At 37.5% G+C, this 18,651-nt stretch carries 9 protein-coding genes, 1 tRNA gene and 2 rRNA genes; all 12 read right to left on the reverse strand.

Going from position 1 to position 18,651, the window contains the following annotated elements:
- Positions 1-34: 34 nt before the first annotated feature.
- Positions 35-2,929 (reverse strand): 23S ribosomal RNA (locus RCG18_RS00005).
- A gap of 334 nt (positions 2,930-3,263) precedes the next feature.
- A tRNA-Ala gene (locus RCG18_RS00010) sits at positions 3,264-3,339 on the reverse strand.
- Positions 3,340-3,430: 91 nt separating this feature from the next.
- A 16S ribosomal RNA gene (locus RCG18_RS00015) occupies positions 3,431-4,939 on the reverse strand.
- The 16S and 23S rRNA genes sit together here with 1 tRNA gene alongside, the layout of an rRNA operon.
- Positions 4,940-5,462: 523 nt before the next feature.
- A complete protein-coding gene (gene gltA / locus RCG18_RS00020) occupies positions 5,463-6,842 on the reverse strand; it encodes an NADPH-dependent glutamate synthase (RefSeq protein ID WP_308039411.1) in 1,380 nt (459 codons plus the stop codon).
- The gene (locus RCG18_RS00025; RefSeq protein WP_308039412.1) at positions 6,842-7,732 is read right to left on the reverse strand and encodes a sulfide/dihydroorotate dehydrogenase-like FAD/NAD-binding protein; all 891 of its coding nucleotides are present in this window, start codon (positions 7,730-7,732) and stop codon (positions 6,842-6,844) included. The genes gltA and RCG18_RS00025 overlap by 1 nt, the downstream gene beginning before the upstream one ends.
- Before the next feature lie 105 nt (positions 7,733-7,837).
- Positions 7,838-8,899, reverse strand: coding sequence for an NAD(P)-dependent alcohol dehydrogenase (locus RCG18_RS00030; RefSeq protein WP_308039413.1), 1,062 nt, complete (start codon positions 8,897-8,899; stop codon positions 7,838-7,840).
- 320 nt (positions 8,900-9,219) lie between these two features.
- Entirely contained in the window at positions 9,220-11,148 is a 1,929-nt protein-coding gene (locus RCG18_RS00035; RefSeq protein ID WP_308039414.1) for a sigma 54-interacting transcriptional regulator, read from the reverse strand.
- Positions 11,149-11,606: 458 nt separating this feature from the next.
- The gene (locus tag RCG18_RS00040) at positions 11,607-13,028 is read right to left on the reverse strand and encodes an amino acid permease (protein ID WP_308039415.1); all 1,422 of its coding nucleotides are present in this window, start codon (positions 13,026-13,028) and stop codon (positions 11,607-11,609) included.
- 107 nt (positions 13,029-13,135) lie between these two features.
- Positions 13,136-14,779, reverse strand: coding sequence for a M20/M25/M40 family metallo-hydrolase (locus tag RCG18_RS00045; protein WP_308039416.1), 1,644 nt, complete (start codon positions 14,777-14,779; stop codon positions 13,136-13,138).
- Between the two features lie 159 nt (positions 14,780-14,938).
- Positions 14,939-16,366, reverse strand: coding sequence for an amino acid permease (locus tag RCG18_RS00050; protein WP_308039417.1), 1,428 nt, complete (start codon positions 16,364-16,366; stop codon positions 14,939-14,941).
- Positions 16,367-16,445: 79 nt separating this feature from the next.
- Entirely contained in the window at positions 16,446-17,498 is a 1,053-nt protein-coding gene (gene ord / locus RCG18_RS00055; RefSeq protein ID WP_308039418.1) for a 2,4-diaminopentanoate dehydrogenase, read from the reverse strand.
- 40 nt (positions 17,499-17,538) lie between these two features.
- A complete protein-coding gene (gene orr / locus RCG18_RS00060; RefSeq protein WP_308039419.1) occupies positions 17,539-18,633 on the reverse strand; it encodes an ornithine racemase Orr in 1,095 nt (364 codons plus the stop codon).
- Between the last annotated feature and the right edge of the window lie 18 nt (positions 18,634-18,651).

Consider the following 18,651-nt stretch of genomic DNA (forward strand, 5'->3'; position numbering starts at 1 on the left):
CTTGTTCTCTGAAAATTGCACAGTGAATGTGTATTTGGTCAAGCCCTCGACCTATTAGTATCAGTCAGCTGAACATGTTACCATGCTTACACCTCTGACCTATCAACCTTGTGTTCTTCAAGGGGTCTTACTAGCTTACGCTATGGGAAATCTAATCTTGAGGTGGGCTTCACGCTTAGATGCTTTCAGCGTTTATCCCGTCCCGACATAGCTACCCAGCTGTGCTCCTGGCGGAACAACTGGTGCACCAGAGGTCAGTCCATCCCGGTCCTCTCGTACTAAGGACAGCTCCTCTCAAATTTCCTACGCCCGCGACGGATAGGGACCGAACTGTCTCACGACGTTCTGAACCCAGCTCGCGTGCCGCTTTAATGGGCGAACAGCCCAACCCTTGGGACCTACTTCAGCCCCAGGATGCGACGAGCCGACATCGAGGTGCCAAACCTCCCCGTCGATGTGGACTCTTGGGGGAGATCAGCCTGTTATCCCCGAGGTAGCTTTTATCCGTTGAGCGATGGCCCTCCCACGAGGAACCACCGGATCACTAAGCCCGACTTTCGTCCCTGCTCCACTTGTATGTGTCGCAGTCAGGCTCCCTTCTGCCTTTGCACTCTACGAACGATTTCCAACCGTTCTGAGGGAACCTTTGGGCGCCTCCGTTACTTTTTAGGAGGCGACCGCCCCAGTCAAACTGCCCACCTAACAATGTCCCGTGACCAGATTCATGGCCGCCGGTTAGAATCCCAGTACTGTCAGGGTGGTATCCCAAGGATGACTCCATAAGAGCTGACGCCCTTACTTCTCAGTCTCCCACCTATCCTGTACAGACAATACCGAAACTCAATGCTAAGCTACAGTAAAGCTCTACGGGGTCTTTCCGTCCAATCGCGGGTAGCAAGCATCTTCACTTGCACTACAATTTCGCCGGATTTGTTGTCGAGACAGTGCCCAAGTCATTACGCCATTCGTGCGGGTCGGAACTTACCCGACAAGGAATTTCGCTACCTTAGGACCGTTATAGTTACGGCCGCCGTTTACTGGGGCTTAAGTTCACACCTTCGCTTACGCTAAGTGTTCCCCTTAACCTTCCAGCACCGGGCAGGCGTCAGCCCCTATACATCAGCTTTCGCTTTAGCAGAGACCTGTGTTTTTGCTAAACAGTTGCTTGGGCCTATTCTCTGCGACCTACTTGCGTAGGCACCCCTTATCGCTAACTTACGGGGTCAATTTGCCGAGTTCCTTGACAACAATTCTTCCGCTGGTCTTAGGATTCTCTCCTCACCTACCTGTGTCGGTTTGCGGTACGGGCACCAACTTCCTCCATAGAGACTTTTCTTGGCAGCGTGAAATCAGATACTTCGCCCGAAAGGGCTCCCCATCACACCTCAACATTGACTAAACGGATTTGCCTGTCTAGTCTGTCTAAGTGCTTAGACACACATCCAATAGTGTGCACATCTTATCCTCCTGCGTCATCCCATTTGTAATAACGTCAGTTGGCGGTATCGGAATATCAACCGATTGTCCATCACCTACGCCTTTCGGCCTCGGCTTAGGTCCCGACTAACCCTGAGCGGACGAGCCTTCCTCAGGAAACCTTAGGTTTTCGACCAATAAGATTCTCACTTATTTCTCGCTACTTATGCCAGCATACTCACTCCTGTACAGTCCACCGCTCCTTTCGGTACGACTTCAATCCATACAGGAAGCTCCTCTACCGCTCTTTCGAGCCCATAGCTTCGGTGGTAAGTTTTAGCCCCGGACATCTTCGGCGCAGGATCTCTCGACTAGTGAGCTATTACGCACTCTTTGAATGAGTGGCTGCTTCTAAGCCAACATCCTAGTTGTCTTAGAAATCCCACATCCTTTTCCACTTAACTTACACTTTGGGACCTTAGCTGATGATCTGGGCTGTTTCCCTTTTGACCACGGATCTTATCATTCGTAGTCTGACTGCTGAGATTCAAGTATATGGCATTCGGAGTTTGATAGGGTTCAGTAACTGTTGTCAGCCCCTAGCCCATTCAGTGCTCTACCTCCATTACTCATTCTCAACGCTAGCCCTAAAGCTATTTCGAGGAGAACCAGCTATCTCCGAGTTCGATTGGAATTTCTCCGCTATCCACAGCTCATCCCATGGTTTTTCAACACCAACGTGGTTCGGTCCTCCACGGAATTTTACTTCCGCTTCAACCTGTCCATGGATAGGTCACCCGGTTTCGGGTCTACGATATGCAACTTATTGCCCTATTCAGACTCGGTTTCCCTTCGGCTGCGCACCTTAAGTGCTTAACCTTGCTACATATCGTAACTCGCTGGCTCGTTCTACAAAAAGCACGTCATCGCACGTAAAAGTGCTTTGACCGGTTGTGGACACACGGTTTCAGGTTCTATTTCACTCCCCTCCCGGGGTTCTTTTCACCTTTCCCTCACGGTACTGCTTCACTATCGGTCACCAGTTAGTATTTAGCCTTGGGAGGTGGTCCTCCCTGCTTCCCACAAGGTTTCACGTGTCTCGTGGTACTCTGGAGCAGATCTAAAAGTCTTCATTTTCACCTACAGGGCTGTTACCTTCTACGGCGGAGCCTTCCAGCTCTCTTCAATTAACTCCTACTTTCGTTTATGATCTGTCCTCAACCCCAGGAACAAGTTCCTGGTTTGGGCTCTTTCCCTTTCGCTCGCCGCTACTTAGGAAATCGATTTTTCTTTCTCTTCCTCCGGGTACTTAGATGTTTCAGTTCCCCGGGTATATCCCTATAAACCTATGAATTCAGTTTATAGTACACTACGTTAGTAGTGTGGGTTGCCCCATTCGGAAATCTTCGGATCACAGGCTATTTGCGCCTACCCGAAGCTTATCGCAGCTTATCACGTCCTTCTTCGACTACTGGTGCCAAGGCATTCACCATGCGCCCTTTGTAGCTTGACCATTTAAGCGAAAATTGCTATAAGCTTCGCAGCTCTTCGTCAAGCCCCTCCCTGTGGTGCTCATTTACCAGTCAGTAAACTCCGCTCCTCGCTCGGGTCTTTCCTCGATCTACTTGCTTCTATCAATTTTCTTGGTTTCATTCATAAAATCTAGTTCTACTCATGAAACTTAAAAATCTACAAAGGTTACTTACTTATATAATAAGTAGTTTTACCTTCAGCTTTACTTTGCTGATTCTTCTAAATCTTCGATTTAGCTAAAGAATCAGTACTCCTCAGCTTTGCTGAGTGAGTTTCATTTTATATATCACTGTGCAATTTTCAAAGAACAATTATGGTGGAGATAAAGGGATTCGAACCCTTGACCCCCTGCGTGCAAGGCAGGTGCTCTCCCAGCTGAGCTATACCCCCATAAAAGTATTAAGGGAATCTAATCCCTCAAGATTAAACAGAGTGTAAACGAACCTTCAAGATAGAATTACCTATCTTGTCGACTCCTTAGAAAGGAGGTGATCCAGCCGCAGGTTCTCCTACGGCTACCTTGTTACGACTTCACCCCAATCACTAACCCCACCTTCGGCCGCGTCTTCCTTACGGTTAGACTACGGACTTCGGGTGTTGCCAGCTCTCATGGTGTGACGGGCGGTGTGTACAAGGCCCGGGAACGTATTCACCGCGACATGCTGATTCGCGATTACTAGCAACTCCAGCTTCATGTAGGCGAGTTTCAGCCTACAATCCGAACTGAGGGTAATTTTATAGTTTTGCTCCACATCACTGTATTGCTTCTCTTTGTATTACCCATTGTAGCACGTGTGTAGCCCTAGACATAAGGGGCATGATGATTTGACGTCATCCCCACCTTCCTCCCGGTTAACCCGGGCAGTCTCACTAGAGTGCTCAACTTAATGGTAGCAACTAATGATAAGGGTTGCGCTCGTTGCAGGACTTAACCTAACATCTCACGACACGAGCTGACGACAACCATGCACCACCTGTCTTCCTGCCCCGAAGGGCTTCCTCCATTACGAGTAATTCAGGAGATGTCAAGTCTAGGTAAGGTTCTTCGCGTTGCTTCGAATTAAACCACATGCTCCGCTGCTTGTGCGGGCCCCCGTCAATTCCTTTGAGTTTTAATCTTGCGATCGTACTTCCCAGGCGGAGTACTTATTGTGTTAACTGCGGCACAGAAGGGGTCGATACCTCCTACACCTAGTACTCATCGTTTACGGCGTGGACTACCAGGGTATCTAATCCTGTTTGCTACCCACGCTTTCATGCCTCAGCGTCAGTTACGGTCCAGAGAGTCGCCTTCGCCACTGGTGTTCTTCCTAATCTCTACGCATTTCACCGCTACACTAGGAATTCCACTCTCCTCTCCCGCACTCTAGACTTCCAGTTTGAAATGCAGCACCCAAGTTAAGCCCGGGTATTTCACATCTCACTTAAAAATCCGCCTACGCATCCTTTACGCCCAGTAAATCCGGACAACGCTCGCCACCTACGTATTACCGCGGCTGCTGGCACGTAGTTAGCCGTGGCTTCCTCCTTTGGTACCGTCATTATCGTCCCAAAAGACAGAGCTTTACAACCCGAAGGCCTTCATCACTCACGCGGCGTTGCTGCATCAGGCTTTCGCCCATTGTGCAATATTCCCCACTGCTGCCTCCCGTAGGAGTCTGGACCGTGTCTCAGTTCCAATGTGGCCGATCACCCTCTCAGGTCGGCTACGCATCGTCGCCTTGGTGAGCCTTTACCTCACCAACTAGCTAATGCGCCGCGGGTCCATCTCAAAGCGGATTGCTCCTTTAATTAGTTCTCCATGCGAAAAACTAATGTTATGCGGTATTAATCTCCCTTTCGGAAGGCTATCCCCCTCTTTGAGGCAGGTTACCCACGTGTTACTCACCCGTCCGCCGCTAATCCACCCCGAAGGGCTTCATCGCTCGACTTGCATGTGTTAGGCACGCCGCCAGCGTTCGTCCTGAGCCAGGATCAAACTCTCAATTTAAAAGTTTGAATGCTCATTACTGTTGTTTTTGACTACTAACAAGTAGTTCAAAAGAATTGCTGGTTTAGTTTACTTAATAAAAGTCATCTTGACTTTTAACCTCTGTTTAATTTTCAAGGATCATGTCGATCTCTATCGACTGCTTACGTAGCTTATCATGTTTATTTCACCTTGTCAAGAACATTTGAAAGATTTTTATTTTCTGTCGTTCTTAACAGCTTTCACATGATATCATGAACAATTCCTTAATGTCAACAACATTTTTCTTGTTAACTTTTGTTCATTTATTTGCCGCTTATCCAAGCGACGAATGTTATTTTATCATCTTTAACGCTATTAAATATTTAATGTATATATCACTATTTTAAATTAAATGGGTTATGCTTTATTTTTCTTTAAATATCTCGTTTTTTATTATATGGATACGCTAGACATAGTTTTCTTTGTGTATCTCAATTCTATTTACTAAATTAATAAACCTCTAATAAAAACAAATTGTTTTTATTAGAGGTTTATTTAAGTTTTACTTTAAATATTCATCAATAGCCTTAGCAGCTTTTTTACCTGCTCCCATAGCAAGTATAACTGTAGCAGCTCCAGTTACGGCATCTCCTCCAGCATATACTCCTGCTCTTGATGTAAGACCAGTTTCTTCTTCTGCTACTATACACTTATGCTTATTTATTTCTAGTCCTTCAGTTGTTGAAGATATTAATGGATTTGGCGATGTTCCAAGTGACATAATTACTGTATCTACGTCCAATACAAACTCTGAACCTTCTACAACAACAGGCTTTCTTCTTCCTGATGCATCTGGCTCACCTAACTCCATTTTTACACACTTCATGCCTTTAACCCATCCATTTTCATCTCCTATGATTTCTGTAGGGTTTGTAAGGATGTCTAGTATTACACCTTCTTCTTTTGCATGATGTACTTCCTCAACTCTTGCTGGAAGTTCTGCTTCTGATCTTCTATAAACTATATGAACTTCTGCTCCAAGTCTTAATGCAGTTCTAGCAGCATCCATAGCAACGTTTCCGCCGCCAACTACAGCTACCTTTTGACCTACTCTTATAGGTGTATCATAACCTTCTTTAAATGCTTTCATTAGATTGTTTCTTGTTAGGAATTCATTAGCTGAGAATACTCCATTTAAGTTTTCTCCTGGTATTCCCATAAACTTAGGAAGTCCTGCACCTGATCCAATGAATACTGCATCAAAGCCTTCTTCCTCTACAAGTTGATCTATTGTAACAGTTCTACCAACTATAACGTTAGTTTCTATCTTAACACCTAACTTTTTAACATTCTCAACTTCGTGTTTAACAACTGTTTCTTTAGGAAGTCTGAACTCTGGAATTCCATAAACTAAAACTCCACCTGCTTCATGTAATGCTTCGAATATAGTTACTTCATATCCTAGCTTAGCAAGGTCTCCTGCACAAGTAAGTCCTGCAGGACCACTTCCTATTACAGCAACTTTTTTACCATTATTAGGTTTTCTATCTGAAAGATCTATATTGTTTTCTCTTGACCAATCGGCAACAAATCTTTCAAGCTTACCTATAGCTACAGCATCTCCCTTTATACCAAGTACACATTTTCCTTCACATTGAGATTCCTGTGGACATACTCTTCCGCATACTGCTGGAAGTGCACTTGACTTAGCTATACTCTTAGCTGCCTCTTCGAAGTTTCCTTCCTTAACCTTTAATATAAACTCTGGTATGCTTATTGATACAGGACAGTCACCTACACACTTAGGGTTTTTACAATTTAAGCATCTTGATGCTTCTTCCATTGCTTCTTCGTTAGTGTATCCTAAACAAACTTCAGCAAAATTAGTGCTTCTTTCTTTTGCATCTTGTTCTCTTATTGGTATTCTTTTCATTCTGTCCATTATTTGTCACCTCCGCATCCACAGCCTTTTCCATGATGAGTATCGCCTTCAACTTCTCTTAGAATTTTTCTTCCTTCTTCAGTTTTATACATAGCTTGCCTTCTCATTGCTTCGTCAAAATTTACTAGATGTCCATCAAACTCTGGGCCATCAACACAAGCAAATTTTACTTCGTCGCCAATTGTTACTCTACAAGCACCACACATTCCTGTTCCATCAACCATTATTGGATTTAAGCTTACTACAGTCTTAATTCCATACTCTTTTGTAAGCTTAGCAACAAATTTCATCATGATCATCGGTCCTATAGCTACTACGTGGTCATATTTCTTACCTTCATTATCTATAAGTTCCTTCAATAAGTTTGTAACAAGTCCTTTATATCCGTAACTTCCATCATCTGTAGCAACATATAAATGTTTACATACAGCCATCATTTCTTTTTCAAGTAATAAATATTCCTTTGATTTAGATCCTACGATAACGTCTACATCGACTCCATTTTCGTGAAGCCATTTAACTTGTGGATACACTGGTGCTGTACCTACACCGCCAGCTATAAAAATTATATTCTTTTTCTTTAACTCTTCTATATCTTCATGAACAAGGTCTGATGCTTGTCCTAATGGTCCTACAAAATCTGTAAAATTTTGACCTTTTTCATATTCTGCCATTCTCTTAGTAGAATCACCAAGTGTTTGGAACACTATAGTTACAGTTCCTTTTTCTGCATCATAGTCGCAAATTGTTAGAGGTACTCTCTCTCCTCTTTCATCCATCTTTACTATAACAAATTGTCCTGGATAACATGACTTAGCAACTCTTGAAGCTTCTACATCCATTAGATAGATATTAGGAGCTAATTCTCTTTTGTTTAATATTTTGAACATACCTATTCCTCCATATTTATATCTAAATATAAAAATTAATATACAGTATAAATTAAATTTACACTCACCCTTGATTACAAAAATTAACAAAGGAGAGTGTAATAATTATTTATCTATTATAACTACTGGTTTAATTAAATCTCTTGGTTTATCCTTCATTAATAAAAGTGCCTCTTCAACATGTTCGAACCCATTAAACACATGTGTAACTAATTTACTTAAGTCAACGCGATTGTATTTTACAAGGTCTATAAGCATCTCCATTCTAAGACGTCCGCCTGGGCAAAGTCCTCCAATTATCTTCTTGTGCGCCATTCCACATCCCCATTCTAAACGAGGTATTGGAAGACTGTCTCCACTTCCATGATAGTTAACATTTGATACTACTCCACCAGGCTTAACCACAGCTACTGCCTGTGCTAGTGTTTCAACACCACCACCTGCCATGATTACACGATCAACACCCTTTCCTTTAGTTAAGTCCATAATTTGCTTAACTATATCTCCGTTTCTATAATTTACAATATCTGTTGCTCCATAGAATTCTGCAGCTTCTATACATGTTGGTCTGCTTCCAACACCTATAATTCTACCTGCACCACGCAATTTTGAACCTGCTATTGCCATTAACCCAACTGCTCCAATACCTATAACTACAACACTTGATCCCAATTGTATATCTGCCATTTCTGCTCCATGGAATCCAGTAGTCATCATATCTGTTATCATAACTGCATTTTCTACTGATATTTCATCTGGCAAAAGCGCAAGATTCATATCAGCATCGTTTACATGGAAGTATTCAGCAAATACACCATCTTTAAAGTTTGAAAACTTCCATCCTGCAAGCATACCATTTGAATGTTGATGGAATCCTTCTTGAACTTCTAATGATCTCCAATCAGGAGTTATTGCTGGAACAACAACTCTATCACCATGTTTAAAGTCTTTGACTTCACTACCAACTTCTACAACTTCACCTACAGCTTCATGTCCTAAGATCATATTGTGTCTGTCCCCAATTGCCCCTTCAAAAACAGTATGAATATCAGATGTACACGGTGATACAGCTAATGGACGTACAATAGCATCATATGGACCTACTGCTGGGTTCTCCTTTTCAATCCATCCAACATTGTTAATACTTAGCATTGCAAAACCTTTCATGACGACAACCTCCTAATAATTAACTATAATTAATTATCATTGATAAACTATTAACTTTGTTAAACATTTTCAATAATAATCTTAATTAATAAAAATATTTTTTCACTATACAAAAACTATATATTTAATAATCACTTCTTAGCTTTGTATACTTATTTTTAATAAGCAATTGTCATGCCAAAGTTTTCACAAACCGAAATGCCTTGAATTTACACAATATCTTATTATATTTAAAATTGTTGTAAAAAAATGTTGTAAAAAGCAACATTTTTAGAAAAATTATTGTTGTTTTTTACAACACTGTTGTGTTTTTATACATTTTAAAAATCGATTTTACATTGTTTTAACAATTTAAATTTATTTATTTTTGAATATAATGTACTCCTATTTATACCTAAGACTTTAGAAGCTTTAGTTATATTTCCCTTGCATTTATCTATACAATTAATTATTGCTTTTCTCTCCCATTCTTCTAGGGAACACATATTGTATTCTAATGCTTCTATACTATAATTTAATTGTTCTTTTTCTAAAGTTTTTGTTTCAAAAGTAAAAGAAGTATTCCCATCCATATTCACAATATTTTCAATACAATTTTCCATTTCCCTAACATTCCCAGGCCAAGTATAATTTATAAGCTTTTCATATATATCGTATCTTATCTTCGGTATAGGCTTACCTAATTTAATAGCTTTAGCTTTTAAAAAATGATTTATAAGTATCTCTATGTCCCCTTCTCTTTCTCTTAGCGGAGGTACATATATGGGAATTACACTTAATCTATAGTATAAATCTTCACGGAAGGTCCCCTTCTCTACTTCCTTTTTTAAATCTTTGTTTGTAGCTGCGATAATTCTTACATCCACATTTATATGTTTGCTTCCACCTACCCTTGTAACACACCCCTCTTGTAATACTCTTAAAAGACTTACCTGCATATCCAAAGGCATTTCTCCTATTTCATCTAAAAATAAACTACCTCCACTAGCAAGCTCAAATTTTCCAGGATGTCCGCCTCGCTTTGCACCTGTGAAAGCACCTTCTTCATATCCAAAGAGTTCACTTTCTATAAGACTTTTCGGTATAGCTCCACAATTTATTGCCACAAATCCATTATTTCTTCTATTACTGTTATTATGAATTGACTGAGCAATAAGTTCTTTCCCTGTCCCGCTTTCTCCTTGAATAAGTACTGTAGAAGGACTATTGGATATATTTTTTGATTGTTCTTTTACCTTTAAAATTTTTTCACTTTTGCCAACTATATCATCAAAAGTATAAGTAGCAGTCTTACCCGTATACTTGTTAACTAAATTATATACATTTTGCATATCCTTAAACATACCTACCATCCCTGTTATGCTACCAGCTTTATTTCTTATAGGATATACAGTTAAATTAAATCTTTTCTTTCCATTACCATCGGCACTACCAGAATACATGATTTCTTTATTTTCATAAGCCTCTCCTGTTCTAAGCCGATCAAGTATATATTCCCAGTTATCTAAAATATTGCCCACATTTTTGTTTATAATCTCTTCCTCTTTAAGCTCTAACATGTTAAATGCACTATTATTCATAGCTCTTATTGCTCCATTAGTATCTACGGCAAAAATCCCTGAATCTATGGAATTCATGACTTTATTTAAATATTGATAAGCCTTAAATAGCTCATTTTGAGTTTTTTCAACCTTTAGCTGATTTTCAATAGATTTTACCGCTGCAACTACAAGACCTAAGGTATGAGGATGAGCTAATTGGCGCCTTCCTGTCAAATTAAGACATCCAATTATATCTCCATATTCATTATGGATAACCGCAGCTGAGCACGTCCAAGCATAATATGCAGTTATAAAATGATCTTCTCCTGAAGTTTGAACTGAGCAATTCTCATAAAGCGCTGTACCTATAGCATTAGTGCCAGTGCTTTTTTCACTCATATCTGAGCCAACAACAATTCCTGTTTTTGCTTGACCTTCTATTATATCCTCATCCCCTATTATAGTAAGAACTACACCATCCTTATCTGTTATATATAGTGAAAATCCTGAACCTCTTAGGAAGTCATAAAGTATTTCCATAAATGGTTTTGCAACTTTAATCAGCTCATTATTTTTTTCTAAGATTATATTAAATTCTTTACCTTTAAGTATATTTACAGGAAAAACTCTATCCTTTTCTATACCATATTCGATACATCTGCGGTGTGATCTATTTAATATTTCACAATAACTATCTATTTCAAACATTTAGTACCACCTCTTTTATATTTATTTGTTATTTGCAATGCCAATACGATTTGCCTATAGATGAAATGACTACTACTGCTGAAAAAACAGATATTTCTAACTAGAACAATTGAGTGGTTTAACCATGTACAACTAGGGTAGAATTCTACTAAAATTTTTTATTCTATATAAATCACAATATTCAATTTATTACTTTTTAGATTTTATATTTCATACAAACAGAATTACTTTCTCTACAAAAAGCTGTTTGATAAAATTATATCATCGAAAATTAGATTTTAAAATAATAATATGTAGAATAGTAATTCTTATTGGTATGTTACAAACTTCTTTGCATAATAAAGAAGATGACTCCTATTCAGCACAGAAATCATCTTCCTTATTTACTATAATCTTTTTAAATATTGGTGACAAAGGTTATATATTATATCATTTAATACCTTCTATTAAGGATTCTATTACATTTTCTCTTCAGTTTCCTTTTTATTCACTTCTAGACTACTACTTACATTATTTAATGTACTATGTTTTTCTCCATATAAGAAATAAATTGCTATACCTACTATCGTCCATACTCCGAATCTAATCCATGTAACTCCAGGTAAACTATACATGAGATAAAAGCAGAATAATACAGTTAAAACCGGTGTAAAAGGAACACCTGGACATTTAAACTTTCTTTCTACACTCGGCATAGTTTTTCTTAAAATAATAACACCTATAGATACAATTATAAATGCAGACAAAGTTCCTATATTACATAAATCCATAAGTACTGTCAGTGGTAAAAATCCTCCTATAACAGCTGTTAAAGCACCTGTTGCTATAGTACATATTCCAGGTGTTCCATATTTTTTAGATATTCTGGCTAATGATTTTGGTATTAACCCATCTCTTGACATAACCATAAATATTCTAACTTGTCCATATATAGTTACAAGAAGAGTAGAAATCATTCCTATAACAGCTCCTACACCAACAAGTGCTGAACCCCAACTTATTCCTATTCTTCTCAAAGCAGCAGGAAGAGCATTTTCTACATCAATTTCTTTAAAAGGAACCATTCCTGTAAGCGTTAATGAAACAGCTACATATAATATGATAATTACAGTTAAACAAATAGTTAACCCAAGGGGGATGTCTCTTTTAGGGTTGATTGTTTCTTCTGCTGCAGTAGAAACAGCATCAAAACCGATATACGCAAAGAATATAATTGCAGCAGCTGACATTATTCCTTTAGTTCCATAAGGTGAAAATGGATGATAGTTAGCAACATTTATATGCGTTGCTCCAAGAACTATAAAAACAATAATTACAGATACCTTTATAAAAACTATTATATTATTTACTTTTGCACTTTCTGATACACCAATGTAAAGTAACCATGTTATAAAAGCAATAACTAAGATAGCAGGTAAATCTACAATTCCACCAACCAGTGGAGACTTTATTAGCATTGCAGGTAAATGAATGTTATAAGCTTCAAAAACTCCAACTAAAGTTGATGACCATCCTGATGCAACAGCCGCCGCAACAACAGTATATTCAAGTATTAGGTTCCATCCGATAATCCATGCTATAATCTCACCAAAAGCAACATAGGTATAAGAATAGGTACTTCCCGCAACTGGAAACATAGTAGCGAGTTCTGCATAAGTAAGAGCACATAAGGCACTGGTTATTGCTGCTACTATATAGGATATTGTAACCGCAGGACCAGCCAGCTGTGCCCCCTGACCTGTAGCAACAAATATACCAGTTCCTATTACTGACCCAATTCCAAGAGCTGCTATATCAAATGCAGTCAGTTGTTTTCGCAGACCACTATCTTCTATTGCCTCTTTAAAGTCCGCTACGCTCCTTTTTCTAAATATGTTCATAAAATAGCCCCCTTATATTTATTAAAAAATTTTTATCTATCAATACCCTATAACTTAAACCAATTAAACATACAATTTATTCCCATACACCTTTAATATTAACATCGCTAATGTACAGGTACACTAAGAAGAGAGTTAATTATGTGCTTATATAGCTCCGGTATTACATTTAAAGAGTATGGAACATTTAGCCTTTCAGTAGACTTATGAAAATCTTTGCCTTCTCCTCCAAATACTACTCCTGGAATATCAAGCTTACTTAAATCTTCTAATGGTAAGTCATAATTCACTCCATATCCAACAATATTAGAAGACAGATTATCTAAATCTTTATTTTTCTCACATCCTGCATAGCTTAGATCAGATATAGCCATGAAAAAGTCATCCTTAATAATTTTTTCATTGAATTTTTCATCAGCATATTCTATTGTTGCATTTATAGCATCTATAAATTTTCTACTCTTTTCATCTTTATCTTCTAAATGTCTATGAGGATAGTATGGAGGAATAAAAGAAACTATTATCATAGGCTTTTTATTTTCATACTTTTCATAGGTTTCTTTTACTATATTTATGGCTATGGTTTGATTGTCCTTCTTTTCCTTTTTCCAAACCTTAACTTTTTCTTTAATATAACTTTCAAAATCTTTATTCTTAGTCTTAACTTCTGAAAGTAATTTTTTATAAAGCATAACACAAGGTTCCACTTCAATATATTGAATTTCTTCACAGTACATTTTTATATAATTTTCTCTTTTTTCTTTAGCACTATTTAAAACATTGCTAAATGCCTTAAATGCTAACTTTTCTAAATCACTTATAATCTTCTCCTCCGACATATTAAGGGTTAATATATTATAGTATGCTGCTGCTAATAGAGGACTTTGCACAGAATATAGTTCCTTTAAATCTGTTTGTTTTAGCGCCATAGGCGGTGGAGTAGTTGTCTGGTTAACCTTATCGCAAAAATCAGGACTACCTTCTAAGAGTCTATTTATTTCTGACACCAATGCATTAGGATTTAAGCCCTTAAAGGACTCTCCTACATGTGTTTCTTTGCCTACACAGAAAAATAAAGGCATTACTTTACCTACACTTCCCATATATATTCTTTTGAATTTCTCATCTTTATTTTTAGGTATACTACATTCAGATACAATTGCACCAACATAGTTATATCCCATTTTCTCCTGAAGATTTACAAGAAAAGGAACTGAGGCTATCATCCCCTCTGAGTTACTTTCTTCTCCTGGTACTCCTAAAAACAATATGTTTCCTCTGAAATTTCTATTTTCACTAAATTCTCTTATAATCTCAATATCTATAGCAATACCAGATTTCATATCTGCAGTTCCTCTTCCGAAGATCCACTTGCCAGATTTAAGATCTCTTAGTGCTTCATTGTCTAAAGTTAACTCATTAATTCTTTTTGTGCATTCTTCTACATTAAAAGCAATATCTTTTAATTGTCCATACTCTTCTACTTCAACTACATCTATATGTCCTGTTAATATTACTGTGTCTTTTGATTCATATTTCCCATTTACAAGAGCCCATACAAATTTTCTTCCTAAAGGATCTCCTTCTATTTCGCCCAGTCCGAAATTATTCTTATTTTCTTTAAAGTAAGAAATTTCTGATAATATGTTGTGTATTTTTTGAGATATAAGCTTTTCGCCTTCTGTACCTGATACACTTGGAACTGACACTAGTTCCCTTAATGTGCTATAAATCTTTTCTTGTAATTTCAATTTTAGGCCCCCCATTTTTATTAAATTACTTGATTATTAGTAGAAAATATTGATGTATAATATACATCAATATTTTCTTTACAATTTCTAAATTAAATTTATGCAAAACTATCAATATTTAATTACCATTGTCGTTTGTAAATTTCATCATACTTTATGTTATATATCATAGGAGGATGGTTTTTCTATATTATTCATGACACTGTGTGTTTTACCATATCCAAAGTACACAAATGCTCCTATTGTTAACCATACTAAAAATACTATTTTAGTGATTGTAGGCAATGACCAAATTAAATATAGACTAAATAACATAGCTATTATAGGGATAAGGGGGACTCCTGGACATTTAAATGCTCTCTGAATATCTGGTCGTTTCTTCCTAAGAACTATGACGGATGCAGAAACCATACAGAAGGCTGTAAGTGTTCCCATATTTGCTAGCTCAGCTAATCTCGTTATTGGCAAAAATCCAGCAAGAACTACTGCTATAGCACCAACTAAAATTGTGCTATTTACCGGTGTCCCAAACTTAGGGTGAACATCTGCAACTATCTGTGGTATTAATCCATCCCTTGATAGTGAGAATAGTATACGAGTTGCTCCATACATCGTAACTAGCAGTACTGAAGTTATGCCACAGATTGCTCCAACAGATACTAATGCTGAACCCCATTTAATACCTATCTTTAATAATACAAAGGCCACTGGAGCTGCTATACTCTTATATTGAATGTAAGGCACTACCCCTGTTAGTATAGCTGTAACTATAATATATAAAGTTGTACAAATTAAAAGTGCTCCAATTAAACCTATTGGTAAATCTCTCTGAGGATTTTTAACCTCTTCTGCCGCTGTTGCTACAGCATCAAATCCTAAATATGCAAAGAATACGATTGCAGCTCCTTTAAAAACGCCATTAATTCCATATGGAAAGAATGGGTGCCAGTTAGCTGGATTAACATGTCCGACTGCTAAAACTATAAATAAAACTACAACAGCTAACTTTATTATAACTAACAAGTTATTCAATTTAGTACTTTCACTGACTCCCCTTATTAGTAGCAGCATTATAACAAATATAATTAAAATTGCTGGAAGATTGATTATACCGCCATTTTGTCCTGGAGGATTGCATAATGCTGAAGGAAGATGTATCTCTGCTGATTCAAGTAGTGTCACTACGTATGCTGACCATCCAACTGCAACGGTTGAAAGAGCAACTATATACTCAGATATAATATCCCAGCCTATAATCCATGCCCAAATTTCACCCAATCCAACATATCCAAAGGTATACGCGCTACCCGCTATTGGAATCATAGCAGAAAGCTCTGCATAACATAATGCTGCAAATGTACAAGTTATACCTGAGAATACAAAAGAAAGAATAAGTGCTGGTCCTGCATAATTGGCTGCTGCAACCCCTGTAAGTACAAATATTCCTGTTCCTATAATACAGCCAATTCCTAAAGCTATTAATTCAAAGGGACCAAGCACTTTTTTTAGTGCTCTTTTACCTGATGCCTGTGCCAGTAGTTCTTCAATAGATTTAGTTCTAAAGATAGAATTTCTATTTGCTGACATTATTCGCGCTCCCTTATTTCTTGATTACAATTTCTAGAGTAGCTTATAAGCTTAAACTATATAGTATTCTTTAAGACAATTACTCTCTATCTTTTATAAAATCTCTAAAGTCTCCCATAATAGCTCTTGGAACCGGAAGGTCTATCATTGTCTTAAGCCCTGCATCAGCATTAATTACGTGAGGAATCATATTTACACACATAGCAATTGTTCCTATTCCTCCATCAACTTCTGGTTTGTTTGCCATATGAATAGCTGGGTTTCCCTTAATTGTTATATAATCTCCTGTTTCTGTTCCTTCCATTTCTGGTTCAATCTGCTGTGGATGAATTAAGTCTATTTTAACCTCTCCATCTGCCCATCCCTGAGCTGTCATACTAACACCAGCAACATCTCCAGCCTTTGCAAATCCAAATGGTGATTTTCTGTCAATTGATGTGACTATTGGTTTCACTTGCTGCTCAAACTTTTCAATCTTCCAGCCAAGCCCGTCAGCAATCATTGCTGCTGATTCAGCAAAGCCAACATGTCCAGAAAGTGTACCATTTTTAACTCCATTCTCAAATTCTTCAACAGTAGTACCAACACCCTGTTCCTTCATAACAAATGGTCCAAATGGTGACAAACTATTTACTCTTTTTGCTTCAATATGTTCAACATCTTCCATACATCCAGTTAAGCAAAGCACAAGTAAATCCATCATAAGACCTGGGTTTATACCAGTTCCGAGTATACTAACTCCATTTTCTTTAGCAATTTTATCAATCTCTGAAGCAATCTCTGGATCTTGAGCATATGGATATGCCATTTCTTCTGCTGTTGAAATTACATTTACTTTATTTTCAAGTACAACCTTTAATTTTGGAAACGCTTCTTTTGTAAATGAATCTGTTGCACAAAGACATACATCTGGATTTGTCTCAGTTAATATTTTTTCAATATCAGAATTTATTATAACTTCTGGTCTATCTCCTCTTTCCATTTCCAATAATTCATATATGCTCTTTCCTATTTTTTCACCTCTAGCGCATACTCCAACAATGTCTACACCTTTTTTCTTTAAAAGCATTTTTGCCATACCACTACCCATTGCTCCAAATCCCCAAATAACAACTTTTACATTTCTTTTCATAATAATTCCTCCTAAATATATTTAATTTAATTTTTACCTTCTAAGACATACTAGCTACAGCCAGTTCTTCTTCATAATATTTTTTTACGTAGAATGAAGTCATAGCAGCAAGAAGACATCCATAATCCATTTTAAAATCTATGATATCTCCTACTCTAAGAGGTCTTGTACTATCTGTAACGTCTAAAATCAAATGATCACTGCTAGCACCAAAAATACTTATATTATTATCTAAAGGAATAATCCCATCTACTTTTATGTCTTGTCTACCTATAGCTACAATAGCTCTTTTTCGTATTCCTTTATCTTCAAAATTAGGTTTTTGGCCAAAAGCGTCCATACCTATCTTACCTTTAGGAACAGTTGGCTTATCTTTTATCTCTACTATTTCTCCACTTAATATAAAAGCATCATCATAACAACCAGGTATTAATTTCCCAAAGGATGTTTCCCTTCCTAGTACAATACCTTCACCCACTCTTAATTGGTTAACTTCTTCTGGCATAGTGTTATCCATAACCATATAGAGGCTGCTTGAATTACCACCTGAGATTATTGGCAACTCTATATTACATAAAGCTTTGATCTCACTTTTTAACCTTATAAGTTTGCCTAGGTTATCTTTATCTGGAAGAACTCCACCATAGCATGTAACATTAGTACCTATACCTATAAGACTTATGCTGTCTAGTTTTAATATTTCCTTAACTACGGCAACAGCATCCTCCTCAAGTACACCTTCTCTCAGGTCTCCAACATCTACCATCAATATAATATTGTGTTTTTTACCTAAGCTTTTAGCTGCTTTTGCTAAGGTTTTTATAGTATCCAATTCAGAATTTAAACTTATATCACTATACCTGACAACATCCTCCGCTTCGCTTTCCATAGAAATCCTTAATAAAGTTTTTCTACAACCCAAATTGCTCATCTTTTTTAAGTTTTGTATTCTTGAATCTCCAATGTGTGTAACTCCCCCATCTAATATAGCCTGTACTATAGGGGATTCCGCACAAAAAACCTTAGTAACTCCAATAACATCTATTCCTTTTTTATTACACAGGAATAGTATCTGCTTTGCATTGTGTGTTATTTTTGAAAGATTTACATCTATACAAGGGTACTCCTTCCTCATAATAACTTCTCCTTTTAC

The sequence above is a fragment of the Clostridium sp. OS1-26 genome (assembly GCF_030915445.1).
Classification (GTDB): domain Bacteria; phylum Bacillota; class Clostridia; order Clostridiales; family Clostridiaceae; genus Clostridium_AM.